Origin of the sequence: Pyxidicoccus sp. MSG2 (genome assembly GCF_026626705.1) — a bacterium.
Classification (GTDB): domain Bacteria; phylum Myxococcota; class Myxococcia; order Myxococcales; family Myxococcaceae; genus Myxococcus.
This window is the reverse complement of the sequence record NZ_JAPNKC010000001.1, coordinates 844,696-870,806: the sequence shown is the minus strand read 5'-3', so window position 1 is coordinate 870,806 and position 26,111 is coordinate 844,696. Positions and strand designations below refer to the sequence as shown.

The window sequence follows — 26,111 nt, the reverse complement described above, 5'->3', positions numbered from 1 at the left end:
GTCAGTCCCCCTTTCCGGCGAGCGCCTTTTCCATGCGACCCACCAGCTCTTCGATGTGCTGGATGTACGTCTCACCCGCGCGGAAGTCCGTGCCGCCGTGCACCGTGACGAGCGGGGCGGGAATCTTGGACGCGACGAGCTTCGCGGTGGTGTCCGGGTAGTAGCTCTCGATGAGCAACATGCGCGCCTTCTGCTGCCGGCCCTGCGCCAGCACCGAGGCGACGTGGGACGGGTTGGGCGGGATGCCGGGCTTGGGCTCCAGGAAGGCGATGGGCTGGAAGCCGAGCCAGTCCGCCAGGTACGCCGTCGTCCGGTGGTACGCGATGACGGGGGCGCCCTTCATGCCGGCCAGCCGCTTCTCCCAGCCCGCGCGTGCCTTCTCGATTTCATCGGAGAACTTCGCGAGGTTGGCGCGGTAGTCGGCGGCGTTCTTCGGGTCCAGTTGCGCCAGCCGCTCGGTGATGCCACGCGCCACCGCGAGGCCCTGCCGCGGGTCATAGAGGTAGTGCGGGTTGCCGCCCGGGTGCACGTCACCCAGGCTGCGGTCCACCTTGCCCTGGGGGATTTCGAGGATGCGGGGGAACTGCGAGGCGTTGAGGAAGCCCGGGTTGTTCACCAGGATTTTCGAGTTGCGCGCGCCCTGCTGCAGCGTGGGCAGCCAGCCAATCTCCAAATCCAGGCCGATGGCGATGAGCAGGTCCGCGCGGTTGAGGGCCAGGGCGAGGTTGGGCTTGGCGTCCACGAAGTGCGGGTCCTGGCTGGACAGCGCCAGGGACTGCACCTGCACGTGGTCGCCACCCACAGCCTTGGTGATGGCGGCGAGGTCCGGCAGGGTGGTGACGACGTTGAGGTCCGCGCGCGCGGGCGCGGCGGCGAGGAGGGAAACGGCGGCGCACAGGGCCGCGAGAAGACGGAAGTTTCGCATGGGGCGTGAGCTCCTGTGAGAGGGTCTAGAATGCGTGGGCGCCATGGGCGCCGGTGACGAGCTCGAGGGCGAGGAACACCGAGTAGTCCGGCGACTCGTGCCAGCCGACCCGGTCCGTGGCGCCCTGGAGGCGCAGGCGGGAGAACTCGGTGGGCCAGAAGGTGACGTTGGCGGTGATGCGTTGCCGGTCCTCCGTCCAGTCCGGGTCCAGCGGGTCCACGACGGTGGCGCCGCCTTCGCCCTTCGCGGCCGTGCCCAATTCGTAGCGCACGGCGGTGGCCCATCGCTGGGAGAAGCGCCACGCGGCCTGGGCGTAGGCGTTGAAGTCGGTCAGCACGCCCCCGGGCACCTGGCGGCGGCGGTAGAAGCCCTCCGTCTGGAAGGTGACGAGCGTGGTGCTGGCCTCGGTGATGGGCCGGTAGCGCAGGTACACGTCCGTGCCGTACACGTCCGTGCGGTTGTCGTGGCCGGTGGGGTTGGGCCCGGTGGCCGCGGACAGTCCCCACAGCAGGGACAGGTTGTCCGACAGCGGGAAGAACTGCTTCACGGCGCCGGTGAGCTGGAGGTCCAGCGGCGACAGCACGCGCTCGTCGGTCGCGCCGAAGAAGCTGCGCGCGGTGCCTTCTCCGACGGCATCGGTGGCGCTGCCGATGAGCTCCACGTACCAGGGCAGGGGCGTGAGCCACGACACTTCCGTGCCCAGGCCGCGGTTGCCCTCGCCGCCGAAGACGCGGCCCACGGCGAAGGGCTGGTCCACGAAGTCCCACGCATGCGGGTGGGTGGCGTTGATGCGTCCGAAGCGCGTGAGGAACTGGCCCGCGCGCACCTGGAGGTTGGCGGGCAGTGCCAGCGTGGTGCCGTACGCCTCTTCAATCTCCACGCCGAACTGGCTGAAGACGAGGTTGGCGTCGAAGCGGAAGTAGGGGTCCACCACCGAGCCGATGGACAGCTCCAACTGCTGGAGGTTGAAGCCGTTGTGGGTGGGGTCATGTCCACCGGTCTGCAAGGGCTCCTTCGCGGTGAAGGCCGCGCCGGCCACGTCGAGGATGAGGCTCAGGTCCAGGAAGTTGGTGCCGCTGGTGTTCAGTCCCGGCACGGCGAGCGTGTTGCCCCCGGGCGAGGACTGCGGCGCGCTGGCGGTGCCGGAGGGCGCGTTCTGCTGCGCCTCCTGCGTGTCGCTGCCCAGCGCCTTCTGGATTTCCTCCAGCTCCTCCGGGCTGAGCTCGGCGGGGGGCGCCTCCCCGGGAGGGCCCGACTCGGCCGCGGGCGGTGTGGATTCAGTGGGTGGAGACGTCTCCTGCGCCGCGGCGCTGGCGGTGGACAGGAGGGTGACGACGGACACGACGATGAGGGCGTCGCTGGGACGCCTGGACACGGTGGACACCTGGGATGCTCCTCGTACCGGACGCCCGCGCAAGCGGACGTCGACCAAAGGCTGATGACCCGACAGGACGCGACTTCAGCCGCGTGCGGGAGGAGAGGCCTTGGGAGCGGTGGCGAGGATGGCGAGGGGAGGGGAGGCCCTGGGCGGCGCGGTGGCGGGAGCGCACACCACGACCCGCTCCAGTGAGAACGTCACCGGGCGCGAGGCCGCCACTTCGTCGCGCGAGCTGGACGTGAGCAGTGGGCAGGACTCGTGCAGCGGGCCCGTCGTGTCCGTCGCGGCGTCGGGGACGGCGCTCAGCTGGGGGCTGCGCGCGGCGGCGAGCCGGGACAGGCCCGAGCCCGTGCCGCGCGCCGACTCCTCGAAGGTCTGGTGCTGCGGGCAGAAGCGGTGCGCGTGCGCCGTCCTCCCGTGCAACAGCGCACCCACCGGCTGACACGCCCACAGCGCGACGAGCAGCGTCGCGATGTACCGGGAGAAGGTGTGAGCGTGTCGGGTCATCGGAAGAGGGATGAGCCTGGGTGCTGTACTGACGGACCCCTTGGAGTGTCAAGGCAAGCTATCACACCGTGTTCATGGAGATGGACGTGCCGGGCATTCCTCCATTCACATTCACGGCGGCGGGATGCGTCACGCGCCCCCAGGCGTTGGAGACCCGCGCATGCAAGGACATCCGGACGGTGACTTCATTCCGGTGGCGACGCTGGCGGACCTGGACGACCGGGGCCGCGCGGTGGTGATGGTGGGCGGCACCCGGGTGGCGCTCGTCCGGGTGGAGGGGCGCCTCCATGCCCTGGACGACACCTGCCCCCACCGCGGCGGCCCGCTGTCGGAGGGCGACCTGGACGGGCATGTGCTGCACTGCCCGCTACACGCCTGGCCGTTCGACGTCCGGACGGGGCAGTGCTCGCGGCGACCCGGCGCGGGTGTCCGCATCTACGAAGTGCGTGTGGAGGGCGAGCACATCCTCCTGTCCGCATCGGGTAGTTTCCCGGCCCGCTGAACGCCGCCCCCCACACCAGGAGCGCCCGCCCCTTGAGTCCTCCCCGAGCCCGTCGCAAGAGCGCCACCGCCCAGACTCCCTCCGCCGTCGTCCCGGACCGGGCGGCCATGGCCCGCGCGGTGGAGGACTTCCTGCGCGCCGCGGGCCTGCCGCTCCAGGACGCCAACCTCGAGGGTACCCCCGAGCGCGTGGCCGAGGCCTGGGTGAGCGAGTTCCTCGACGGCTATGCCCGGACGCCCGAGGCGGCGCTGGGCGAGACCTTCCCCGCGCCCAAGGACTCGTCGGGCGAGTTGGTGGTGGTGACGGACCTCCGCTTCCACTCCATGTGCCCGCACCACCTGCTGCCCTTCACCGGGCGCGCCCACGTGGCCTACGTGCCGCGCTCGCGCGTGGTGGGCTTCGGCCGGCTGTCGGCGCTGGTGGACTGCTTCGCGCACCGGCTCATCCTCCAGGAGGACCTGGCGAGGCAGGTGGCCGGCTCCCTGGCCCGAGTGCTCGGCAGTCCCGCCACCGCCTGCATCATCGAAGCGGAGCAGGCCTGCATGCGGCTGCGGGGCGACCACCAGCGCGATGCCGTCACCCATGCGGAGGCCTACGAGGGCGGCCTGCGGCGCGACGGGGCGCTGCGCCGGGAGCTGTGGGCGCGGCTGGGGGCCCGCCGATGAGCACGCCCGCGCACTTCACCCGCGTGGAGCTTGCGCGGGTGGAGCGCGCCTGCGCGGACCTGCTGCGCTCGCTCTCCCCGGAGCAGGTGCGGCGCGACGAGGACACGCTCGCCGCCTACGCGCGCGACGAGTCGGACAGCGGCGTGTACGCGCCGGACGCCGTCGTCTTCCCGGAGACGACGGAGCAGGTGTCCGCCGTCTTCAAGGTGTGCAACGCGCACGGCGTGCCCTTCACGCCCTGCGGGGCGCGCAGTGGCAAGAGCGGGGGCTCGCTGCCCCTGTGCGGCGGCGTGGCGGTGAGCCTGGAGCGCATGAAGCGCATCCGCTCCATCTCCGTGGAGGACCTCACCGCGGTGGTGGAGCCCGGCGTGGTGACGGGTGACTTCATGAAGGCGGTGGAGGCGGTGGGTCTCTTCTACCCGCCGGACCCGAACTCGTGGGAGTTCTGCACGCTGGGCGGCAACATCGCGGAGAACGCCGGCGGCCCGCGCGCGCTGAAGTACGGCGTCACGCGCGACTACGTCATCGGCCTGGAGTGGGTGCTACCGGACGGTGAGGTCGTCCGCGTCGGCCGGCGCACCATCAAGGGCGTGGCCGGCTATGACCTCGTGGGCCTCTTCGTCGGCTCGGAGGGCACCCTGGGCGTGGCCACCGAAATCACCGTCCAGCTCATCCCCCTGCCACGCAAGGTGATGACCGCCCTGGTGGTCTTCCCCTCCGTCCTGCAGGCCGCGCGCGGCGTGTCCGCGGTGCTCGCCGCCGGCATCCTCCCGCGCTGCCTGGAGCTCATCGACGACGTGGCCCTGCGCGCGGTGGACGGGCGCGGCTTCCACTTCCCGCCGGGCGCCGGCGCCGCCGTCATCGCCGAGGTGGACGGCAACAATGAAGACGGCCTGCTCGCCGAGCTGTCGCAGTTGGGTGACATCTGCACACAGCAGGGAGCCACCCAGACGCTGGCGGCCCAGGACGACTCCCAGCGCGAGAAGCTCTGGGCCGCACGCCGCTCCATTTCCCCGGCGCTCCGTGCTCTCAAACCTCACAAGATTTCCGAGGACATCGTCGTCCCACGTTCGAAGATTCCGGAAATCATCGAACGGTTGAAGGCCCTGGGCGCGGAGCTGGGCCTCACCGTGGCCACGTATGGCCACGCGGGCGACGGAAACCTGCACGCCAACATCCTCTATGAGGGGCCGCACCAACGGCCGCTGGTGGAGGAGGCCCTGCGCCGCATGCTGGTGATGACGGTGGAGCTGGGCGGCACGATCACAGGCGAGCATGGTGTAGGCCACGCGAAGCGGGAATATTTGTCGCTGGAGCAGCAGCCGGGGCTCATCGAATTGCAGCGCCGCCTCAAGCGCTTCTTCGACCCATCAGGGCTCCTCAATCCCGAGAAAATCTTCCCCGCGCCCAAGCGTTCTTAATTCGTAGCCGAAACGGGCTCATTTTCGCCGGGCCGTCGTGCCCCTTACTTCCCAAGTATCGGGAAGCAGTGGGCATTGACGGCTCCGTGACTCGGAACAGCGACTGAAATGTCCCTCTGAGTCGGAATGAGAAACCCTTTCGTTCGTTGCGCGTCTTAGTTGCAGGTGGACGCGGAGCGGCGGGGGCGAGCGCGTCCGGCATCGAACGGAGGACGGGAAACATGGCCAACACGACGAAGTACGCGGCCGAGGGCCTGTCGCACTACCTGCGCAACCTCGGCGGGCACCAGCAGCTGACGCGCGAGCAGGAGTACGAGCTGGCTCGGCGCGCCCGGAAGGGAGACGAGTCCGCGCGACAGACGCTCGCCAGCTCCAACCTGGCCTTCGTGGTCGCCGTGGCGAAGAAGTTCGCCAACCGCGGCGCTCGCCTGGATGACCTCGTCCAGGAGGGCAACGTCGGTCTCATGAAGGCGATCGAGCACTTCGACCCCAAGAAGAACGTGCGCTTCGCCACCTATGCGGTGTGGTGGATTCGCGCCTACATCACCCGGTACCTGAAGGACAACCGCAGCCAGGTGCGCGGCGGTGAGGCCGAGCGCGGCAGCATGGTGGACTTCTCCCTGGACGCCACCATCGACGAGGAGGGCGAAACCACGTTCCTCGACCGCATCGAGGACGGCGGCCCCTCTCCCCAGCAGGTGTACCTGTCGCGCGAGCAGGACACGGAAATCCAGGAGGCCCTCTCCAAGGTCCGCAAGCGGATTGGCGACCTGGGCTGGGACATCCTCACGGAGCGGCTCACCCAGGACAAGCCGCTCACCCTGGAGGAGCTGGGCCAGCGCTGGGGCGTATCGCGAGAGCGCGTGCGCCAGGTGGAGCTCAAGACGAAGAACTTCCTCGAGCGCTACCTCTCCGCGTTCAACGAGAACGAGGAGCACATGGACGACCTGGCTTCCGCCGACGCGGCGTGAGTCAGGGCCGCCTCCCCACCCGGGGAGATGCCTCAAGCGAGCGGGACTGGACGGGTTCTCTCCCCGGCCGGCCCCGCTCTCGTTTTTTCGCGTGACGCGACTGTCAGGTTGGTTTGCCTGCAAGCAATCGTGCGTGCTAAACCCACCCGCCATGCGCTTGATTTTCCTTGTGTTGTGCGAGGGAAGGCGCGCGCAGCCGTGGGCCAGACAGGCCAAAGCGGATTTCGAGGAGGAGCTCAAGTGAGAGCAGAGAATCAGATGGCAGCTCCGGCTCCCGCGGCCGGGGGGTCGCAAGATGGGAACCTCGTCCAACTGCTCGTCCAGAATGCGCGCAACGCCTCCAAGGTGGGCGTCACGCACAAGAGGGACGGGCGTTGGCAGGACGTGACGTGGGCGCAGATCCTGGAGGAGGTGAAGACGCTCTCCGAGGCCCTGGTGGCCCAGGGCGTGCAACCCGGGGACCGGGTGGCCGTCTTCGGCAACACCAGCCTCCAGTGGATTGTCTGTGACCTGGCCATCAGCGCGGCGCAGGCCATCACCGTCCCCATCTATTCGTCCAACACGCCGGACGAGTGTCGCTACATCATCAACCACTCGGAGACGTCGTTCCTCTTCATCGACAACGATGAGAAGGACGCGAAGCAGGCGGGCCGCCTCACGCGCATCCGCCAGAAGCTGGCGGACATGCCCTCGCTGAAGCGGGTGGTCGTCTTCGACGGCGCCATCGCGGGCGGCGTGGAGATGTCGCTGGCCGACCTGATGAAGCACGGCCGCGAGGCCATCCAGGCGCGCCCCGAGGCCTTCGACACGCGCGTGTCCGGCATCCGCCTGGACGACACCAACTCGCTCATCTACACGTCCGGCACCACGGGCGAGCCCAAGGGCGTCATCCTCACCCACAACAACTGGTACTACGAGGCGAAGGCCTCCCAGTCGGTGGGCATGATGGAGCCCACCGACTCGGTCATGCTCTTCCTGCCGCTGGCGCACGTGTTCGCCCAGGTGGTGAAGGCCGCGTGGCTGAGCATGGGCTACCGCCTCATCATCGCCGAGTCGGTGGACAAGCTCCTCGCCAACCTGGTGGAGACGAAGCCCACCGTGCTGCCCTCGGTGCCGCGCGTCTTCGAGAAGGTCTACAACAACGTCGTCTCCAACGGCTCCTCGTCGCCGGGCCTCAAGGGCCGGCTGTTCCGGTGGGCCTTCAAGCTCTTCGACGAGTACGTGGAGGCGCGCAAGCAGGGCCGCGCGTACGACACCCTGGCCTTCTCGCTGGCGAAGAAGTTGGTGTTCGCCAAGGTGCGGGCCGCCATCAGCGAGAAGCTGGGCGGCAACATGCGCCTGTTCATCTCCGGCGGCGCGCCCCTGTCCGCGAAGATTGGCTACTTCTTCGACCTGCTGGGCCTCAAGGTGCTGGAGGGCTACGGCCTGACGGAGACGTCCGCCGGCACCACCGTCAACCGCGAGAACAAGATCAAGATTGGCACCGTGGGCGCGCCCCTGCCGGGCAGCGAGCTGAAGATTGCCTCCGACGGGGAAATCCTCATCCGCGGCCCCGGCGTCATGAAGGGCTACTACAAGAACCCCGCCGCCACCGCCGAGGCCATCAACCCCGAGGGCTGGTTCCACACCGGCGACATCGGCGAGCTGGACGCGGACAACTACCTGCGCATCACCGACCGCAAGAAGGACATCATCGTTACCGCGGGCGGCAAGAATGTGGCGCCGCAGAACATCGAGAACCAGCTCAAGACGCACGCCATCATCAGCCAGGCGATGGTGTACGGCGACAAGCGCCCGTACCTCGTGACGCTCATCACCGTGTCCGAGGAGGGCGCGCGCAAGCTCCTCCAGGACAAGGGCGCTCCGGTGGGCACCTACGCGGAGAACGCGAAGCGGCCGGAGGTCCATGCCGCGGTGAAGGCCGCCATGGACGCCGTCAACGGGGAGATGCCGCCGTACTCCACCATCAAGCGCTTCTCGGTGCTGGAGGCGGACTTCTCCCAGGAGACGGGGGAGCTGACGCCCAAGCTCAGCGTGAAGCGCAAGGTCTGCAACGCCAAGTACAAGGCGCAGATTGACGCCATGTACGAAGGCACCGCCGTCGTGGACTGACGTCCCGTCGCCTCGCGGCCCGGCTCCCTTGTGGGGCCGGGCTTGTGGGGGCGGCACAGGCCGTGGCCGGAAACGACGACGCCCGAATCACCTCGCGAAGGCGGGGTGGCTCGGGCGTCGGTGCTTCAGGGCCCTGAAGGGGCCCCGGAGACTTCAGGCGTGGTGGCTGGGGCTCTGCGACTTGGAGACGTCCTTCTCCACGCCGCCGCCGCTGGCGAGGTTGCCGGGCGACTTCTGGCCGGGGGCGGCCTCTTCCTCGCCGCCGAAGCCCTTCTTGAAGTTGCGGATGGCACTCCCCAGGGAGGAGCCGAGCTGCGGCAGCCGCGTGGCCCCGAACAGGAGCAGCAGCACGAAAAGGATCAGCATCAATTCCATAGGCTTCAGCCCGAGCATCGGACGGCTCCTTCGCGTAAACGCGCCGGAGCATACCGGTGGGCGTCACCATCCGCCAGCAAAGCCGGTGGAGCGCCTACACCTGCATGCTCGCCGGAGGACCAAGCTCGGCCGGAGGGGCGAGGAGGAGTGTGAGGAACAGGGTACTTCCTCCACGGTCCGTCTCCACGCCCACGCCCCCGCCGTGTGCCTCCACCTCCTGCCGGGCGAGGGAGATGCGCAGCGGGTCTTCCAGCTTCTTCTCGCGGAAGGCGCGCTCCTCGCGCTGGAAGACGGCCGAGGCGTCCTCGTCGGACAGGGGCGCTCCGTCGCGGCGCACCTCCACCCTCACGTGGGGCGGAGCGGGGCGCACGCGCAGGTGGATGACCTCGCCGGCCTGGGCGCGCGCCAGCTGGTACTGGATGAAGGACTCCACCGCGTGCTGGATGCGGGCGCCGTCCACGGACACGTCCGGCAGGCCCGCCACCGGGTCCACGTCCAGCACCAACACCACGTTGGCCGCCGTGGCCGCCGCGCGCTGGCGTTCCACCGCCGCGTCCAGCAGGGGCAGGAGCGACTGGCGCTCCGCCTCACAGGGGAGCGAGCCCAGGTCCGCGCGGCTGGCGTCGAAGAAGTCCTGGGCGAAGGACAGCGAGCGGTCCGCGTTGCGCAGAATCGTCTCCAGGCCGCGCTTCACCTTCGGCTCCAGCGGCGAGCGCCCGTTGAGCAACAGGGCCGCGTAGGAGCGGATGTTGGCCAGCGAGCCTCGTAGGTCGTGCGACGCCAGGCCCAGGTACTTCACGTGCCGGCGGACGGACTCCTCGTCCCAGCGCACCGGGAAGGTCCACAGGAGCCTCGCCCCGTCCTCCAGGGACTCCTCGCCCGCGAGCACCGCGTGGCCATCACGCTCCCAGACGCTCCGGTCCGCGGAGCGCGGCCGGAAGCCGGCGGCGCCGAGCAGCGTGTCCACGGACGTCACGGCGGGGGGGAGTTCGCTCAGGCCCAGGTGCTCGAGGAGCGTGCGGCCGAGCAGGCGTGGGCTCCCCTGGCGTGGAAGGAGGATGAGACCGGGGGCTGCCGGGGTACCGCCTGCTCCCATGTCCCTTGGGCTCGCCACGTTTTCCGCCTCCAGTCCAGCAGGTCACGGAAAGGGTGGACAGCCACTGTCGGTTTTGCAACGTGCGCCGCAGGTTGGAAGGACCGGCGCACTTTCTTGCGCCGCCGGACGCAGGCATGGTGGAAGAATCCCGGCGACGCACCCAGGGAGACTGCTCTGACCCCGCACAACGCACAACATGCTGGCGCCCCGGTGGTCCTGGTCGTCGACGACGACCCGGACATCTTGGAAGCGCTCTCTGAGATTCTGGAGGCCGAGGGTTTCGAGATTCGCCGCGCTCGCAACGGCAAGGAGGCCCTGGAGCGGCTCGAGCCCGAGCCCCCCCACCTCATCCTGTTGGACCTGATGATGCCGGTGATGGATGGCTGGGAGTTCGCCCAGCGGATGCGGCAGCGGCCCGCGGTGGCCGACGTGCCCATCATCGTCCTCAGCGCGGACCGCAACGTGGGCAGCAAGGCCGCCGACATTGGCGCGGTGGGGCACCTGGCCAAGCCCTTCGAGCTGAACGACCTGCTGGACATGGTCCGCCGCTCGTTGAACCCCACCGCGGCATCCACCAGCGCCTGACGGATGGCGCATCGGTTGTCTTGACCTACCTGGGGGGCGCCATTACGGTCCCCCCGTCTTGATTCAACAATCAACGACCAGGCCAAGGAGCGAGCCGTGACCGCGCAGGACATTATCGAGACCGAAATCCCCAACGTCCTCAAGCAGAAGCCGGAGCTGGCCAAGGAGATCAACGCCGTCATCCACTTCGACATCTCTGGCGAAGGTGGCGGCAAGTGGACGGTGGACCTGACGAAGCCGGACAACTGGGTCTCCAAGGGTGCCGAGGGCACCGCGAAGATGACCGTTGCGGTGAGCAACGACGACTTCGTGAAGATCCGCGAGAAGAAGCTCAACGCGCAGATGGCCGCCATGCAGGGCAAGCTGAAGTTCAAGCCCATGGACATGGGCCTCGCGATGAAGCTGGCCAAGCTGCTGGCGTAACGAATCCAGAGCCTCTCGGCTCGCGCGGCGCGACCTCCTGCCGGGGGCCGCGCCGCTGTCGTTTCCACCCGCTGGAGGAGTCCCCATGTCGTCGCTTCCGCTCACCGGACTGCGCGTGCTGGATTTGTCGCGCCTGTTGCCCGGGCCCTACGCCACGCTGGTGCTGGCGGACCTGGGGGCCACCGTGGACAAGCTGGAGGAGCCGGACGGCGGCGACTACGTCCGGCAGATGCCGCCCCTGCGCGACGACGTGAGCGGGCTGTTCTACGGCCTCAACCGCAACAAGCGCTCGGTGACGCTCAACCTCAAGACGCCCGAGGGGCGCGAGGCGCTGAAGCGGCTGGTGCGCCACTACGACGTGCTGGTGGAGAGCTTCCGGCCCGGCGTCATGGACAAGCTGGGCGTGGGCGAGGCGGTGCTGCGGGAGGAGAACCCGCGCCTCATCTACTGCGCCATCTCCGGCTACGGGCAGACGGGGCCGGACCGGCTGAAGGCGGGGCACGACCTGAACTACGTGGCCCGCGCGGGGCTGCTCGGGTACGGCGGCGAGGCGGGTGGGGCGCCGGCCTTCCCGGGCGTGCAGATGGGCGACATCGGCGGAGGGAGCCTCTTCGCGCTGGTGGGCATCCTCGCGGCGCTGCACGAGCGCGAGCGCACCGGGAAGGGGCGGATGGTGGACGTGTCGATGACGGACGGGGCGGTGGCCTTCCTGCACATGCACCTGGCGTCGCGGCTCTTCATGGGGACGGAGGGCGGGCCGCTGCAGCGTGGGACGGAGGCGCTCAACGGTGGCTACGCGTGCTACGGCCTGTACCGCACGGCGGATGACCGGTGGCTGGCGGTGGGCGCGCTGGAGCCCAAGTTCTTCTCGGGCGTATGCCAGCGGCTGGAGCGGATGGATTTGATGGAGGACGCGTATGCGCCGGGCGAGGCGGGGGCGCGCGTGAAGGCGGAGCTGACGCGCCTGTTCGCGGAGCACCCGCTGGCGTACTGGCAGGAGCGCTTCGCGGGCTCGGATTTGTGCATCGAGGCGGTGGCGGAAGGGGACGACGTGCTGCACGACGCGCAGCTGCGCGCACGGGGCCTCTTCGTGGAGGCGGAGGACGCGAGGCTGGGCCGCAAGGTGACCCATCTGCTGACGCCGCTGCGCATGGGGGACACGCCGCTGCGTGAGCCGCCCGCGCTGGGTCAGCACTCGCGGGAGGTGCTCGCGGAGGCCGGCTTCACCGACGAGGACCTGAAGCGCCTGGGGCACTGAGCGCGCCGCTTCGCCCGCTCCACAGGGCCTCGCCGTGCGCGGCGTGGCAGGTGTCACCCACGAGGTCCAGCGCGAGCTGGCGCTCCCGTGCGGCGATGGCCGGCAGCTCGTTGAAGGCGCCCAGCGCCTCCAGCCGGCGCACGGTGCCCTCCAGGTACGTGCGCGCCCGCTCCACCGTCTGGAGCTGGCCCTCCGTGGGCTTCCAGCCCGTGTCGTCCCGGTAGCGGCCCAGCGTCTCCAGCAGGTGGCCGTGGAACTTCAGCATCTGCACGAGCAGCGGGAGCCGGTACGCGGGCGCGGAGGCGAGGGCCGTCTCGTACTGCCGCGTCTCGGAGTCCAGCCGGTACAGCAGCACGTCCACCTGCGCGTCCAGCCGCTTGCGCCAGGCCTTGCGCACGGAAGGGTGGCGGGCCCAGCCGGCCACCGCCTGGAAGAAGTGCAGCCCGCCGCAGGGGTGGGCGTAGATGCCCTGGCCGCGCTTGGGGACCTCGGCGCGGCCGGCCTTCAGGCCCGCCGACAGCTCGGCGTGGGCCGTCTCCAGCGTGGTGAGCGCGGTCTCCATCACCGCGTCGAAGCGCACGGTGGCGCCGGTGCCATCGCGGAAGGTGGCTCCCGGCTTCATCACCTGGGACAGCGCATCCAGCGTCCAGGCGCCGTCGGGGGACGACGCCAGCGCGGGACTGAAGTCGCGCTTCAGGTCCTCCACCAGCTCGCGGAGTGTCACCGGGCCCCACGCCGCCTCGAAGCGCTGCGACAGCGGGTAGCCGGCGAGCAGCAGCGTCTTCACCTGGAGGGCGGGGTGGGGTTCCACCGGCGTGCCGTCCGAGGTGGACGCGTCGAAGAAGAGGTCAGGGGCCGCCGCGGATGCGCGGGGTGTCCGATGGAGGAAGTCCGCCACCACCACGTCCGCCGCGGCCCGTCCGCCTGTCGTGCGGAAGGCGCGCCCGTCCAGCACCATGCCGTGGGCCAGCGCCCAGGGATTGCGCGGGTCGGCGGCCCAGGCCCGGCACCGTGTCGCCAGCAGGGAAGGCGGGGCAGGGGAGGGAGGAGGCGACACCGGGGCTCCCGCGGGCGCGCCCGAAGCAGGCCCCACCAGCGCAACGAGTCCGGCGACGAGGATGACGAAGGAGCGCATGCGCGACGGGAAGCAGTGCGCGCGCCGGACGGATTTCCCGCCGACGCGCGCCCCTACTCTCTCACATCGCCTGCGCTCGGCTGGCGAGTCGTTGCAGCACCCGCTCCAGCAGCCCGAACAGGGACGCCTGGTCGTCGGGCTCCAGCAGCTCCAGCACGCGCCGGAGGCCCTGGTCCACGCTGCGGTTGATCTGGTGATACAGCGCCTCACCCCGCTCGGTGAGCCGCGCGACGACGGCGCGTCGGTCCTCGGCATCCCTGGCGCGCTCCACCAGGTTCATGTGCTCCAGCCGGTCCACCACGCCCGTAATCGTCTTCTTGGTGATGCCGATGCGCTGCGCGAGCACGCCCACGTTCGTCGGGCCGTCGTTCCCCAGCCACATCAGCGCGTGGATCTGCGTGGGGGTGAGCTGGTGGTTCTCGCAGATGCCGTGGAGCGGGTCCCTCAGTGAGCGGTACCGCCCGAGCTGGATGATGAGCTCATGCAGCCGGCGGGACTCCTCGGTGGACGCATCGACGTCCACCTCGGGAGGAAGGCCCTCATCCGACAGGCCTCCCTCCTCGACGAGTTCATGCTCCGGCTCGCCCGTGACGGCGAGCGGCTCCACGCGCAGGGCCGGCTTGTCGTCCGGCCGTCGCATCAAGCCGTCTCCACACGGGCCGCCGCGGCGACCCCCGGCTGGGTCTCACCATGCGGGCCCACCGCGTGCGGCGTCCCCGTGCCCGGGGCCATGCCCGGACCCCGGCGGCGCTTGAACTTCTGCGTGAGCTGGTCCATCAGCGAGTACACCACCGGCACCACGCCCAGCGTGAGGAACGTGGAGGTGACGAGGCCGCCGATGATGGTGATGGCCATGGGCGCGCGCGTCTCCGCGCCGTCGCCGCGGGCCACCGCCACCGGAATCATGCCGGCGATCATCGCGATGGTCGTCATCAGGATGGGCCGCAGACGGACCGGGGCGGCCTCCAGCAGTGCCTCGGTGGCCGTCTTCCCCTGCTCGCGAAGCTGCAGGGTGAAGTCCACCAGGAGGATGCCGTTCTTCACCACCAGACCCATGAGCATGATGATGCCGATGAGGGCGAACATCGACATGGCCTGCCCGGTGATGAGCAGCGCGCCGATGGCGCCGATGAGCGCGAAGGGCAGCGACATCATGATGGTGAAGGGGTGGATGAGGCTCTCGAACTGCGCCGCCAGAATCATGTAGATGAGGATGATTCCCAGGAGCAGCGCGGAGCCGAATGCCGCCATCGACTTGCCCAGCTCCTTCGCGTTGCCCTCGAAGTCGTAGATGACCGTCTTGGGCAGTTCCTTCGACGCGTAGCCATTCATGAAGGCGATGGCCTCGCTCAGCGCGTAGCCGCTGTTCAGGTTGGCCAGCAGGGTGATCTGCCGCTTCTGCGACTCGCGGTCGATCTGCACCGGGCCGTCAGCCGGGGTGATCTTCGCCAGGTTGCGCAGCTCCACCAGCTGCCCGCTCGGCGCGCGCACGGTGAGCTTGCCCAGCGCGTCCGCGGAGGCCAGCGTCTCCTCCGGCAGCCGCAGCTTCACCTCGTACGTGTCGCCGCCCTCGCGGTAGTCCGCGAACTTGTCGCGGCCCAGGAAGGCGCGCAGCGTGGCGCCCAGCGACGCCGCCGGCACGCCCAGGGCGGCCGCGCGCTCGCGGTCCACCTCGACGTCGTACTGCGGCTTGCCGGAGCGGTACGTGAGGTCCACGTCCACCAGGCCCGGGTTCTTCAGCATCTCCTGGCGCACCTTCTCCGCGGACGTCACCAGGTCCTGCCAGTTGTCGCCGCGCAGGTTGAACTGCACCGCCTGCGTGCGGTTGCCACCACCGGCCACCGGGGAGATGTCCTGCACCGTGGCCTTGACGCCCGAGCGCGGGTGGATGGTGCGGCGCAGGTACGCCTTCAGCTCGCCCTGACCGAAGCCGCGCTCCTTCAGCGGCACCAGGTTGATGATGATTTCACCCTTGTGGACCTCCTCCTGCACACCGCCACCGACGGTGGAGAAGGTGGAGGCGATGCCGGGCAGCGCGCGGACCTGCGCGGACAGCAGGTCCAGCTCCACCTGCGTCTCCTGCAGCGTCGAGCCGATGGGCAGCTCCACCGCCAGCTTGATGTTGCCGTTGTCCTGCTCGGGGATGAAGGTGAACTTCAGGAAGCGCGCCATGCCGAAGGTGGCGAAGAGCACGCCCACCGCCACCACCAGCGTCAGCGCCCGGCGCCGGAGGATGGCCGCCAGCACCTTGCGGTAGCCGTTCTCCGTGCCGACCAGCACCTTCTCCACCACCGCGGACAGGCCGGTGGGCGCGCCGTGGTGGCGCAGCATGCGCGACGACAGCATGGGCGTCAGCGTCATGGACACGGCGTAGGAGATCATCACCGCCACGGCCACCGTGACACCGAACTGGTAGAAGAACATGCCCATCGTCCCGTCCATGAAGGCCACGGGGATGAACACCGCGACGATGGCCAGCGTCACCGCGAGCACCGCCAGGGCAATCTGACCGGCCCCTTCCAGCGCCGCCTGCATGGGCGTCTTGCCCTCTTCCAGGTGGCGGACGATGTTTTCGATGACCACGATGGCGTCGTCGATGAGCAGGCCGATGGACAGCGTCAGCGCCAGCATCGTGATGATGTTGAAGGTGAAGCCCAGCGCCGCCATGACGGCGAACGTGCCCACCACCGACACCGGGAGCGCAATCGCCGCCACCAGCGTGGAGTTCACGTTGCGCAGGAACACCAGCACGATGATCACCGCGAGGATGCCGCCGAGCACCAGGTCGAACTGCACCGCGGCGATGGACGAGCGGATGAACTTCGCGCCGTCCGTCACCAGCTCCACCTTGACGCCCTCGGGCAGCTTGCTGTTGAGCTCGCCCAGCGACTCCTTCACCAGCTCCGCCACCTGCACCGTGTTGGCGCCGGACTGCTTGCGCACCACCATGGCCACGGCGCTGCGGTCCGCGTACTTCGCGCCCGAGCGCGCCTCCGCGGGGCCGTCCACCACGTCCGCCACGTCGCGCACGCGCACGGGCGCGCCGTTGGGGCTGGCGATGATGAGGTTGCGCACCTCCTCCACGCTCTTCACCTCGGACGTGAGGCGCACCACGCGCTCGCGGCCGCTGTCCATGGTGCGGCCACCCGGCACGTCCAGGTTCTGGGCCTTCACCGCCTGGCTCACGTCGCTGATGGCCAGCCCGAAGCCGCGCAGCCGCTCCGGGTCCACCACGAGCTGGATTTCCCGCTCGCGGCCACCCGTCACGTCGATGCTGCCCACGCCCGCCTGACGCTGCAGCGCCGGCTTCACCACGTCCTCGGCCGTCTTGGTCAGCGTTTCGATGGGCAGCGGGCCGGACAAGGACAGCGTCATGATGGGCGCCGCGCCGATGTCGAACTTCTCCACCACCGGCGTCTCGATTTCCGCCGGCAGCTTGCGCAGGGTGGCCTGCACGCGATCACGCACGTCCTGCGCGGCGACGTCCACCTTGGTGCCCAGGGTGAAGCGGACGATGATCTGCGACACGTTCTCCACGTTGACGGAGCGCAGCTGCTCCACGCCGTTGAGCGTGTTGAGCGCCTCCTCCAGCGGGTCGCTGACGTTCTTCTCGATCGTCTCCGGGTCCGCGCCCGGGAGCACCGTCGTCACGGTGACGACGGGGAAGTCCACGTCGGGGAACTGGTCCACGCCGATGCGCGGATAGGCATTGATGCCGAACACCACCACCGCCAGCATCAGCATGGCGGTGAAGATGGGGCGGGTGATGAAGGTTTTAAGCGGGCTCATTCAGGAGCTCCCAAGAAGTCGAAGGGGGGAGGGCAGGCGTCACTGCACAACGCGGACGGCCGTGCCCTCCTTCACGTCCAGGGAGGAGTCGGCGAGCACGCGCTCGTCGGCGCCCAGGCCCTGGAGGACACGGACGTAACCGGGCAGCACGCGCTCGACGCGCACGTCGCGCTTGCGCACCGTGCCGTCCTGCACCACCCACACGAAGCCCTGCTGGCCCTTGGCGTTGACGGCCTGGGCGGGGAGGAACAGGCCCTTGTCGTCGGCCTCGCCCACGGAGGAGAAGTCCAGCTCCACCAGGGCGCCGGGGCGCAGCGGCGAGGCCGTCTCGCCCACCACGTCCGCCAGCACCTCGACGGTGCGGTTGGTGGTGTCCACCACCGAGCCCACCGTGGCGATCTGCACGTCGAAGCGCATGCCGCTGGGGCTCACCGTGCCCTGCGTCTTGCTGCCCGGCTTCACCTTGTCCACCACGGACTCGGGCACCAGGGCGCGGACCTCCAGGCCCTGGATGTCCACCAGCGTGAAGATGGGCGTGACCGGCACCATCGCCACCGTGTCGCCGATGTTCTTCTGGCGCGAGGTGATGACGCCGTCAAAGGGGGCGATGATGGCCATGTCCCGCAGGGTCTCCTCGGCCATCTTCAGCGCCGCGCCGGCCTGGGCCGCGGCGGCGGCCGCCTGCTTCTGGCCGATTTCCGCCTGGTCCAGGCCCGCGGCGGCCATGCCACCGCCCTCGGCCACCTTGCGCACGCGCTCCAGGTTGTTGGTGGCCAACTGCAGCCCCGCGTCCGCCGCGGCCTTCACCGCGCGCGCCTGCTCCACGCCGATGGCCACGTTCGAGGTGTCGAGGACGGCCAGCACCTGGCCCTTCTTCACCTTGTCGCCCACCTTCGCGTTCATCTTCGCGAGGGTGCCGGTGGCCTGCGCGCTCAGCGTGGCCTCCTGCTTGGAGCGCACCTGGCCCGTCACGCGGGTGACGTTGGCGCCCAGCTCCGTCGCCGGGGCAATGGCCTTCACACCCAGCGCCGCGGGGCCCTGCTCCGCCGGAAGGGCCGGCTTGTCATGGCCCTTGGCGCAACCCGTCGTCACCACCGCCGCCAGCACCGCGGCCATCCACATGCGTCGAATCACGGTCGTCCTGCTCCTGCCGGTCCGCGCACCCACTCCCTGGGGAGGGCCGCACCGGCTGCTGCTATGGAAAGTCTGCGGCCCGGAAACTACAGGCCCTATACTGTCTGTCAAGAAGATACTCCGCAACACGGACTATCTCCGAACGGGGGGTGTTTAACACCCGGGGAGTGAGCAAGCAGGCGAAATCGACACGAGCCGTCGCGTGGCCCTTCTCCGAGGGGAAAACCCCACCCGGGTAGGACATCCCCCGCGCTTGTGGCCTCCGGAAGTGCCTGTTATTGACTCAAGAATCAATCCTTTCCCCCCTGCCGAGGATCGAGGACGCGCATGCCCAATCCGTTCACCGAGGAGCACGAGGCCTTTCGCAAGTCGGTGCGAGCCTTCGTCGAGAAGGAGATGGCGCCGCACGGCCTGGAGTGGGACCGGGCGGGTATCTTCCCGAAGGAGCTGTTCAAGAAGTGCGGGGAGCTGGGCTTCCTGGGCATCAACCACGACCCGAAGTACGGCGGCAGCGGGCTGGACTACTGGTACGTGACGGCCTTCGCGGAGGAGCTGGCGCGCAGCTACAACGCGGGCGTCAACATGGCGCTGCTGGTGCAGAGCCAGATGGCCACGCCCATCATCAACGAGATTGGAACGGACGAGCAGAAGCGCGAGTTCCTCGAGCCGGCGCTCAAGGGCGAGAAGATCGCCGCGCTGGGCGTGAGCGAGCCGGGCTGTGGCTCGGACGTGGCCAGCATCAAGACGACGGCGCGCCGGGACGGGGATGACTACGTCATCAACGGCTCGAAGATGTGGATCACCAATGGCACGCGGGCGGACTTCATCACCCTGGCGGTGCGCACGGGCGGGGAGGGCTACGGCGGCATCTCCCTGGTGACGTTCCCCACGGACGTGAAGGGCTTCGGCGTCTCCAAGAAGCTGGACAAGGTGGGCAACCTGTCCTCGGACACGGCCATCCTCTACTTCGAGGACTGCCGCATCCCCGCCCGCTACGTGCTGGGCGAGGAGAACGAGGGCTTCTACTCCATCATGACCAACTTCCAGGGCGAGCGCCTGGTGGGGGCCATCACCACCGTGGCGGGCATGGAGCGGATGGTGGAGGACTCCATCCGCTACGGCACCGAGCGCGAGGCGTTCGGCCGGCCGCTGCTGAAGTTCCAGGTGTGGCGCCACAAGTTCGTGGAGCACCTGACGGCCATCGAAGCGGCGAAGCGGCTCACCTACCACGCGGTGGACACGTATGACCGCAAGGAGGTCCCCGCGGTGAAGGAGATCTCCATGGCGAAGCTGTTCGCCGGAGACCTGGCCCAGCGCGTGGCCTACGACTGCCAGCAGTTCTTCGGCGGCATGGGCTACATCGAGGAGACGCCCATCGCCCGCATGTGGCGGGACGTGCGCCTCATCACCATCGGCGGTGGTACCTCCGAGGTGATGAAGGAGATCCTCTCCAAGCTCTACGGCTTCTGAGGCCGTGACTCCGCCGGGGGCCGTGCCTTGGGCGCGGCTCCCGGGCGCAGCGCGCCGAACGTGGGGCTGTTGCAAGCGTGGGACGGGAAGCCGACCTGTTTCAGGTCACCCACTGCTCCGGCCAAACGTCTGATACCACTGGGGATTCGTCGCCAGCGCCCCCGGATTGCAAACTTCCTTTGCGTCCGGCGTGGTGCGAGGGTGCTCCAGTGTGACGCGTGAGGCTCGCCAAACCCGCGTTCCCTCACAGGCGGGAAGCTGGCGCGAAGCTTGCTCCAGGTGGCCCACCCCGGCTGCGTCCCCGCCGCCACCGGGCCACTCCCCACACAAGGAAGCCCCCACATGAGCAAGCAGCTTCGCGTCTCCTCTCGTTGGCTGGCCGGGTGGCTGGTTGGCGCGTCCCTCCTCGGTGCGTGCGCGGCGCCCGAGGACCAGACCCCCGCGGGCGACGCGCAGGTCACCTCGCCCGACGCGGTCGAGGCCGGCAGCATCTCCGTGAGCCTGTCGGTGCCGAAGGCGGCGCTGAGCGCTCGCGAGGACGTCCTCGTCAGTGTCACCCTGCGCAACGACGGCTCCCGCGCGGCGCGGCTGCTCAAGTGGAACACCCCTGCGGACGACGTGGAGGAGGCGCTGTTCGATGTCACGGTGGACGGCGCGGCCGTCGCCTTCACGGGCCCGCACTACAAGCGCCCGGCCCCGGTGGACAGCGACTACCTCACGCTGGCCCCCGGTGAGACGCTGACGCGCACGGTGGCGCTGTCGGACTTCTATGACCTGTCGCGCACGGGCAGCTACCGCGTGAGCTACGCCGCGCAGCCGCACGGCTCGGTGGCCGCGTTCGCCTCCAACAGCGTGGACGTGTGGGTGGAGGGCCGCGCCAATGTCGACCGCGAGGCCGCGGCGGCTCCGGGCGGGACGGTGACCCTGGGCGCGGTGACGTACAGCAAGTGTGACGCCACCCAGCAGGCCACCGCCCTCCAGGCGCTCAACGCCGCCAGCACCATGGCGAACGGCGCGAACACCTACCTGGCGGGCACGCCGTCGGGCACGCCGCGCTACACCACCTGGTTCGGGGCCTTCTCGTCGAGCGGGTGGAACACCGCGAAGACGCACTTCGTGGCCATCAAGGACGCCTTCGACACCAAGCCCGTCACCGTCGACTGCGGCTGCAAGAAGACCTACTACGCCTACGTCTACCCGGCGCAGCCGTACAAGATCTACGTGTGCAAGGCCTTCTGGTCCGCGCCGATGACGGGCACCGACTCCAAGGGTGGCACGCTCATCCACGAGATGAGCCACTTCACCGCGGTGGCAGGCACGGACGACCACGTCTACGGCCAGAGTGGCGCGAAGTCGCTGGCCCTCTCCAACCCGGCCCAGGCGCTGGATAACGCCGACAGCCACGAGTACTTCGCGGAGAACACGCCGGCCCAGAACTGAGCTGACGGCGTGAAGTGATTCGCGGGGACGGGGGCGGAGACGCTCCCGTCCCTTCGCATTTCAGGGCACGCGGTCGTAGATGCACGTCCAGAAGTCGGAGGACTCGCGAGCGCGCAGCCACGGCCAGCGCGACAGGTCGAGCCCGAGCGTGCACACCACCACCGTGCGCCCACGCGTGGCCGCTTCCAGGCGCGCCATGGCCGCCTCGAGCGCTCCGCCGGTGAAGGGCAGGTAGAGGTAGTAGACGGTGCCTTCCGGCACGGATTGCCGCGCGTCCCCGTGCACGTACGTGACGCCGGTGAGGCCCAGGCCTTCGGCATGCCGTCGCGCGGCGTCGACCAGCGCGGGTTCGAGCTCCAGCCCCACCGCCGTCGCCCCCGTCAACAGGTGCACCAGCAGCGTGGCCTTGCCGAGTCCGGAGCCGACGTCGACGAACACGTCGGTGGCGCGGATGGGCACGTCGCGGATGAGTTGGAGCAGGGCGCCCACGCCGCTCGCGTGGTGGCCGATGAGCTCGCCTTCTCCCGTGTGCTCCATGCCGGGCGCGGGGGGGAGTCCCAGCAGGCGCTCCACCCAGGCATCGCGCTCGGCGGGTGGCAGTGACTCCAGCAACGCCATGAGCGCATCGCCGCGGAGCTTCCCGCGCAGCACTTCGGCTCGGAGGGCCTCGGGTTCGAGCACGGCCATGGCTCGACGATAGCCGTACCCCGGACCGCCGGGTGCGTGGCATGGTCGAAGCTCACGTGCGGAAACGGGAGGACGGATGGCACCGCTGATGGCGGCAAGCGTGGCGTGGTACGTGACGGGCCGGTTCTACGTGTCGTCGGACGGGAAGACCGAGCAGGACCTGGGCTACTTCCTCCACCTGGAGGGACTTCAGGGGCCGCTCTTCACGGACATGAAGAACATGAGCGAGGCGACGGCGCGGCTCACGTTCCGGTCCGAGCCGTTCACCGCGGCGAAGGTCACCAACGGCAGCCTGTCCCTGAGCATGGACGTGGTGGGCGACTTCAGCCTGTACCTCAAGGACGCGAAGCACGTGGGCGCGTCCTTCGAGCACCCGGACTCGTTCTCGGATGGGAAGCGCATCGCCACGTTCCGGCGGGCCAGCGTCGTCGCGGGTGGCGCATTCGCTGGGATGCCCGCCACGCACCGGGCGCTCTCGCTCAACGTCTTCACGGCCCGGCTCGTATGGAGCACGGAGTTCGACTTCGAAGGTCAGCGGTATGACCTGCGCCAGCTGCTGCCCCACGGCATCACCCAGTGGGGAGAGGCCGGGCCCACCGTCGTCACTCCACCGCCGAAGGACTTCTCGAGCGTCCTCCCGTTCTTCGGGTCGGCCGTGGCGGTGGGCGCACCCCACGAGCGGTAACCCGCGCTGGCTCCGCCGCCGCGGGGCCGCCGGTCTCACGAGCGCATCCGTGCCGCTTCGTGAGACCGACGTGCGGCGTGACTCAGTCCGGCCGTCCCGCGCGCGCTGAGACCTTCAACTCCCCCGTCGGAGACAGCGCGACGTGGACGGCCGAGGCGGGCCCGCCCTCGCGCTGGAGCGGGAGCCGCTCGACGAAGGCACCGTCCGCGTCGAAGACGTGCACCGCGTTGCAGGTGGCATCCGCCACGTACGCCGTGCCGGCCGCGTCCACGGTGATGGCGCGCGGCCACATCATCCCCTCGGCCTCGCGTCCGTAGTGTCCGTAGCTCCCCACGCCACGGCCCGTGGCGTCGTAGACGGCGATGCGAGCGTGGCCGGAGTCCACCACGTGGATGTGCCCCTCCGGCCCCACCGCGATACCGCGTGGCAGTTGCAGCTCACCTGCGCCGAACGTGCCCAGCCACTCACCGCCGGGAGAGAACACCTGCACCCGGTGGTTCAACCCGTCGCTGACCAGGAGCCGCCCCTGCGCATCCACACAGGCGCCGGAGGGGTAGAGGAAGCGCCCGTCCTCCTTGCCCGCACGGCCAATCTGCCCCACGTGCGCGCCGTTGCGCGTGTAGACCTGGACGCGGTGGTTGCCCCGGTCCACGACGTACACGCGGCCCTCCGTCCCGAGCGCCACCGCCGCCGGGCCATTGAGCTCCGTGGCTCCACGGCCGAAGCCGCCCAGTGTGGCCAGCTCCGCGCCGTCCACGCCGCGCACCAACACCTGGTGCTCGCGCGGCCGCAGCTCCAGGACGTTCCCCAGGGCGTCGATGTAGAGGAGTGAGTCCCGCCCTCCCACCTGGAGCGCCTTCACCCCCTGTGAGCCGACACAGCCGGTGCCCGCGACGGGCAAAATGAGCGAGGCGGCTCCCACCGCCGAGAGCCGCAGAAAGAAACGTCGTTCCAGGTGCATCCGTGGAGCGTAGTGTCATGTCACTGACACTGGAAAGATGTGATGATATTGACTCGCATGGGGCTTTGGGGACCCCCAGTCTCCGGGAGCGAGCCTCCGTGCATCCCAGGCCCCGGTCAGCCGATTCCGCCACGAGGGCAGGGGGCAATGTCGCGGTGCATGTCCATCTCCGTGACGGGGGTTCGTGGCGCCGTTCGCCTGGAGTGCCTCCACCACCGGAGACGCCGAGGATGGTCCGTGCGGCGGGAGGTACACAGCGATGGCGCGGAGCAGGAAGACGCCCCCCCGGCCGCCAGGTGGCGCGAAGGCCGTCACGACAGCCGACGTGCAGCCGACGAAACCCTCCATCACCTATCCGCCCAGGAGCGCTCCGAATGTCGTCATCGTGCTGCTGGATGACGTGGGCTTCGGCGCCGCCAGTACCTTCGGGGGGCCCATCCCCATGCCCACCCTGGAGGCGCTGGCCGGACAGGGGCTGCGCTACAACCAGTTCCACACCACGGCCCTCTGTTCGCCCAGCCGCGCCGCGCTGATCACGGGCCGCAACCACCACAGCGCCCATATGGGCGCCATCACGGAAATCGCCACGGGCCTCCCCGGCTATGACAGCGCCATTCCCCGGAGCGTGGCCACCACCGCCGAGGTGTTGCGGGAGCACGGCTACAACACCGCCTGGTTCGGCAAGGGCCACTGCACCCCCATGTGGGAAGTCAGCGCCGCGGGGCCGTTCGACCGCTGGCCGACCGGGCTCGGCTTCGAGAAGTTCTATGGGTTCCTCGGCGGTGAGACGTCGCAGTGGGAGCCGGCCCTCTATGACCAGACCACCCCGATTGCGCCCTACCGCGACAAGGAGGGCTATCACCTGACCGAGGACCTGGCCGACCAGTGCATCGGCTGGATTCGCAACCAGAAGACGGCCGCGCCGGACAAGCCGTTCTACGTCTACTTCGCGCCCGGCGCGGGTCACAGTCCCCACCACGTGGCGCGGGAGTGGATTGACAGGTTCAAGGGCCAGTTCGACCAGGGCTGGGACAGGCTGCGCGAGGAGACCTGGCGGCGGCAGTTGGAGCTGGGCGTCATCCCTCCCGACACGAAGCTGACGCCGCGCCCGGAGCAGATTCCCTCCTGGGAGGAGTACCCGGACCGGTACAAGCCGGTGGCCTCGCGGCTGATGGAGGTCTACGCCGGCTTCCTCGCTCATACCGACGCGCAGATTGGCCGCGTCGTCGAGGCCATCAAGGACCTCGGGGCCTGGGACAACACGCTCTTCATCTACATCGTGGGGGACAACGGCGCGAGCGCCGAGGGCACCCTCCACGGCGCCTGGAGCGCCCCCTCCTTCCAGAACGGCATCCCGGAGGACCCGGAGTGGCTGCTCGCGCACCTGGAGGACTTCGGCTCGCCCCGGTGTGAGAACCACTACAACGTGGGCTGGGCCTGGGGGCTGGACTCCCCGTTCCAGTGGATGAAGCAGGTCGCGAGCCACCTGGGTGGCACGCGCAACGGGCTGGTCGTCTCATGGCCCCACGGCATCCAGGACGCGGGCGGCCTGCGCTCGCAGTTCCACCACATCATCGACATCGCGCCCACCGTCTTCGAGGCGGCGGGCATCTACCCACCCGACGAGGTCAACGGCGTCCGGCAGAAGCCGCTCGAGGGCGTCAGCATGCTCTACAGCTTCAACCAGAAGGACGCCCCGAGCACCCACGTGACGCAGTACTTCGAGATTCTCGGCAACCGGGCCCTCTACCACGATGGATGGATGGCCTCGTGCTTCCACGGGCGGCTGCCGTGGATTCGCGCCGAGAACCGGCCCTTCGGTCCGGAGGAGACCTGGGAGCTGTATGACATCGCCCGGGACTACAGCCAGAGCGAGGACCTGGCGGCACGGTACCCGGACAAGCTCCGTGAACTGCAGGCGCTCTTCGACCAGGAGGCGCGCAGATACGACGTGTACCCACTGAGTGACGACACCGTCCAGCGGGCGCTGCCGGAGAACCGGCCCAACCTGCTCGAGGGCCGGACGAAGGTCACCTACTACCGTGAGAACGTCCGCATGCCGGAGCTGTCCACGGTGAACGTGAAGAACACCTCGTTCGACCTGACCGCCGAGCTGGTGGTCCCCGAAGCTGGCGCGGAGGGCGTCATCGTCAGCCAGGGCGGGAACATGGCCGGCTGGTCTCTCTCCGTCCACGACGGGAAGCCCGTCTACTTCTACAACTGGATGGGCCATGAGACGTACGCCGTCGAATGTGCGGAGGCGTTGCCCCCCGGCGAAGTCACGCTGAAGCTGGCCTTCGACTACGACGGCGGCGGGCTCGGCAGGGGCGGCACCGCGCGGCTGTGGGTCAACGGCCGGGTCGCCGGCCAGGGCCGTGTCGAGAAGACGATTCCCTTCATCTTCTCGATGAGCGGGGAGACGTTCGACATCGGCGAGGACACCGGCGCCGCGGTGGGGCCGTACGAGCACGGCGTGCCCTTCACGGGCACCATCAAGAAGGTCGAGATAGCGCTCCGCTCCGAGCAGGACGCCGGCACGAAGCAGGCCCTGCATGAGGGGCACGTGGACGCCGCGCTGAGGTCTCAGTAGGC

23 protein-coding genes are annotated in these 26,111 nt (G+C 69.3%); 12 read left to right on the top strand and 11 right to left on the bottom strand.

What is annotated here, in order from left to right:
* Position 1 precedes the first annotated feature (1 nt).
* The 3 genes from OV427_RS03705 to OV427_RS03695 form a co-directional block, all read right to left on the bottom strand.
* Positions 2–925 carry a metal ABC transporter substrate-binding protein gene (locus OV427_RS03705; protein ID WP_267854727.1) on the bottom strand — a complete coding sequence of 308 codons (924 nt, stop codon included), beginning with the start codon at positions 923–925 and terminating at the stop codon, positions 2–4.
* A gap of 25 nt (positions 926–950) precedes the next feature.
* The gene (locus OV427_RS03700; RefSeq protein ID WP_267854726.1) at positions 951–2,309 is read right to left on the bottom strand and encodes a zinc-regulated TonB-dependent outer membrane receptor; all 1,359 of its coding nucleotides are present in this window, start codon (positions 2,307–2,309) and stop codon (positions 951–953) included.
* A gap of 75 nt (positions 2,310–2,384) precedes the next feature.
* A complete protein-coding gene (locus OV427_RS03695) occupies positions 2,385–2,810 on the bottom strand; it encodes a hypothetical protein (protein ID WP_267854725.1) in 426 nt (141 codons plus the stop codon).
* Positions 2,811–2,970: 160 nt separating this feature from the next.
* On the opposite strand from OV427_RS03695, the gene OV427_RS03690 reads away from it, so the two are divergent.
* The 5 genes from OV427_RS03690 (at position 2,971) to OV427_RS03670 (ending at position 8,481) form a co-directional block, all read left to right on the top strand.
* Positions 2,971–3,312: a Rieske (2Fe-2S) protein gene (locus tag OV427_RS03690; protein ID WP_267854724.1), complete on the top strand. Its 342-nt coding sequence runs from the start codon at positions 2,971–2,973 to the stop codon at positions 3,310–3,312.
* Positions 3,313–3,419: 107 nt separating this feature from the next.
* Positions 3,420–3,977, top strand: a complete 558-nt coding sequence (gene folE / locus OV427_RS03685; RefSeq protein WP_324290051.1) for a GTP cyclohydrolase I — start codon at positions 3,420–3,422, stop codon at positions 3,975–3,977.
* A complete protein-coding gene (locus OV427_RS03680) occupies positions 3,974–5,398 on the top strand; it encodes an FAD-binding oxidoreductase (RefSeq protein WP_267854722.1) in 1,425 nt (474 codons plus the stop codon). Before folE ends, OV427_RS03680 begins: the two co-directional genes overlap by 4 nt.
* A 221-nt stretch (positions 5,399–5,619) precedes the next feature.
* Positions 5,620–6,369: a sigma-70 family RNA polymerase sigma factor gene (locus OV427_RS03675; protein ID WP_267854721.1), complete on the top strand. Its 750-nt coding sequence runs from the start codon at positions 5,620–5,622 to the stop codon at positions 6,367–6,369.
* Between the two features lie 240 nt (positions 6,370–6,609).
* Positions 6,610–8,481, top strand: a complete 1,872-nt coding sequence (locus tag OV427_RS03670) for an AMP-dependent synthetase/ligase (protein ID WP_267854720.1) — start codon at positions 6,610–6,612, stop codon at positions 8,479–8,481.
* Positions 8,482–8,634: 153 nt separating this feature from the next.
* Here the strand turns inward: OV427_RS03670 and OV427_RS03665 are convergent, their stop codons facing one another.
* Positions 8,635–8,847, bottom strand: a complete 213-nt coding sequence (locus OV427_RS03665; protein WP_420718243.1) for a twin-arginine translocase TatA/TatE family subunit — start codon at positions 8,845–8,847, stop codon at positions 8,635–8,637.
* A 103-nt stretch (positions 8,848–8,950) separates the two neighbouring features.
* Positions 8,951–9,952, bottom strand: coding sequence for a sensor histidine kinase (locus OV427_RS03660; RefSeq protein ID WP_267863350.1), 1,002 nt, complete (start codon positions 9,950–9,952; stop codon positions 8,951–8,953).
* Positions 9,953–10,162: 210 nt separating this feature from the next.
* On the opposite strand from OV427_RS03660, the gene OV427_RS03655 reads away from it, so the two are divergent.
* The 3 genes from OV427_RS03655 to OV427_RS03645 all read left to right on the top strand — a co-directional run bounded on the left by OV427_RS03655 (position 10,163) and on the right by OV427_RS03645 (position 12,218).
* Positions 10,163–10,537 carry a response regulator gene (locus OV427_RS03655; RefSeq protein WP_163997229.1) on the top strand — a complete coding sequence of 125 codons (375 nt, stop codon included), beginning with the start codon at positions 10,163–10,165 and terminating at the stop codon, positions 10,535–10,537.
* Positions 10,538–10,633: 96 nt separating this feature from the next.
* Positions 10,634–10,960 carry an SCP2 sterol-binding domain-containing protein gene (locus OV427_RS03650; protein WP_163997230.1) on the top strand — a complete coding sequence of 109 codons (327 nt, stop codon included), beginning with the start codon at positions 10,634–10,636 and terminating at the stop codon, positions 10,958–10,960.
* Positions 10,961–11,045: 85 nt separating this feature from the next.
* A complete protein-coding gene (locus tag OV427_RS03645) occupies positions 11,046–12,218 on the top strand; it encodes a CaiB/BaiF CoA transferase family protein (protein WP_267854718.1) in 1,173 nt (390 codons plus the stop codon).
* Here OV427_RS03645 and OV427_RS03640 read toward each other — a convergent pair.
* The 4 genes from OV427_RS03640 to OV427_RS03625 form a co-directional block, all read right to left on the bottom strand.
* A complete protein-coding gene (locus tag OV427_RS03640) occupies positions 12,184–13,353 on the bottom strand; it encodes a hypothetical protein (RefSeq protein WP_267854717.1) in 1,170 nt (389 codons plus the stop codon). The two genes, OV427_RS03645 and OV427_RS03640, sit on opposite strands and share 35 nt — an antisense overlap.
* A 61-nt stretch (positions 13,354–13,414) precedes the next feature.
* Positions 13,415–13,993, bottom strand: coding sequence for a MarR family winged helix-turn-helix transcriptional regulator (locus OV427_RS03635; protein ID WP_267854716.1), 579 nt, complete (start codon positions 13,991–13,993; stop codon positions 13,415–13,417).
* Complete coding sequence (locus OV427_RS03630; RefSeq protein ID WP_267854715.1) at positions 13,993–17,142, bottom strand: efflux RND transporter permease subunit; 3,150 nt, start codon at positions 17,140–17,142, stop codon at positions 13,993–13,995. The genes OV427_RS03635 and OV427_RS03630 overlap by 1 nt, the downstream gene beginning before the upstream one ends.
* 39 nt (positions 17,143–17,181) lie before the next feature.
* Positions 17,182–18,264: an efflux RND transporter periplasmic adaptor subunit gene (locus OV427_RS03625; protein ID WP_420718347.1), complete on the bottom strand. Its 1,083-nt coding sequence runs from the start codon at positions 18,262–18,264 to the stop codon at positions 17,182–17,184.
* A 339-nt stretch (positions 18,265–18,603) separates the two neighbouring features.
* Between OV427_RS03625 and OV427_RS03620 the strand changes: the two genes are divergently transcribed.
* Together OV427_RS03620 and OV427_RS03615 are read left to right on the top strand one after the other, a co-directional pair.
* Positions 18,604–19,746, top strand: coding sequence for an acyl-CoA dehydrogenase family protein (locus OV427_RS03620; RefSeq protein WP_267854713.1), 1,143 nt, complete (start codon positions 18,604–18,606; stop codon positions 19,744–19,746).
* Between the two features lie 342 nt (positions 19,747–20,088).
* Entirely contained in the window at positions 20,089–21,186 is a 1,098-nt protein-coding gene (locus tag OV427_RS03615) for a M35 family metallo-endopeptidase (RefSeq protein WP_267854712.1), read from the top strand.
* A 60-nt stretch (positions 21,187–21,246) separates the two neighbouring features.
* On the opposite strand, the gene OV427_RS03610 is transcribed toward OV427_RS03615, so the two are convergent.
* Complete coding sequence (locus tag OV427_RS03610; RefSeq protein WP_267854711.1) at positions 21,247–21,873, bottom strand: class I SAM-dependent methyltransferase; 627 nt, start codon at positions 21,871–21,873, stop codon at positions 21,247–21,249.
* A gap of 76 nt (positions 21,874–21,949) precedes the next feature.
* On the opposite strand from OV427_RS03610, the gene OV427_RS03605 reads away from it, so the two are divergent.
* Complete coding sequence (locus OV427_RS03605) at positions 21,950–22,558, top strand: hypothetical protein (protein ID WP_267854710.1); 609 nt, start codon at positions 21,950–21,952, stop codon at positions 22,556–22,558.
* An 82-nt stretch (positions 22,559–22,640) separates the two neighbouring features.
* Here OV427_RS03605 and OV427_RS03600 read toward each other — a convergent pair whose 3' ends face one another.
* Positions 22,641–23,459 carry an NHL repeat-containing protein gene (locus tag OV427_RS03600; protein ID WP_267854709.1) on the bottom strand — a complete coding sequence of 273 codons (819 nt, stop codon included), beginning with the start codon at positions 23,457–23,459 and terminating at the stop codon, positions 22,641–22,643.
* A 319-nt stretch (positions 23,460–23,778) separates the two neighbouring features.
* On the opposite strand from OV427_RS03600, the gene OV427_RS03595 reads away from it, so the two are divergent.
* Positions 23,779–26,109, top strand: a complete 2,331-nt coding sequence (locus OV427_RS03595; RefSeq protein WP_267854708.1) for an arylsulfatase — start codon at positions 23,779–23,781, stop codon at positions 26,107–26,109.
* Positions 26,110–26,111: the final 2 nt, after the last annotated feature.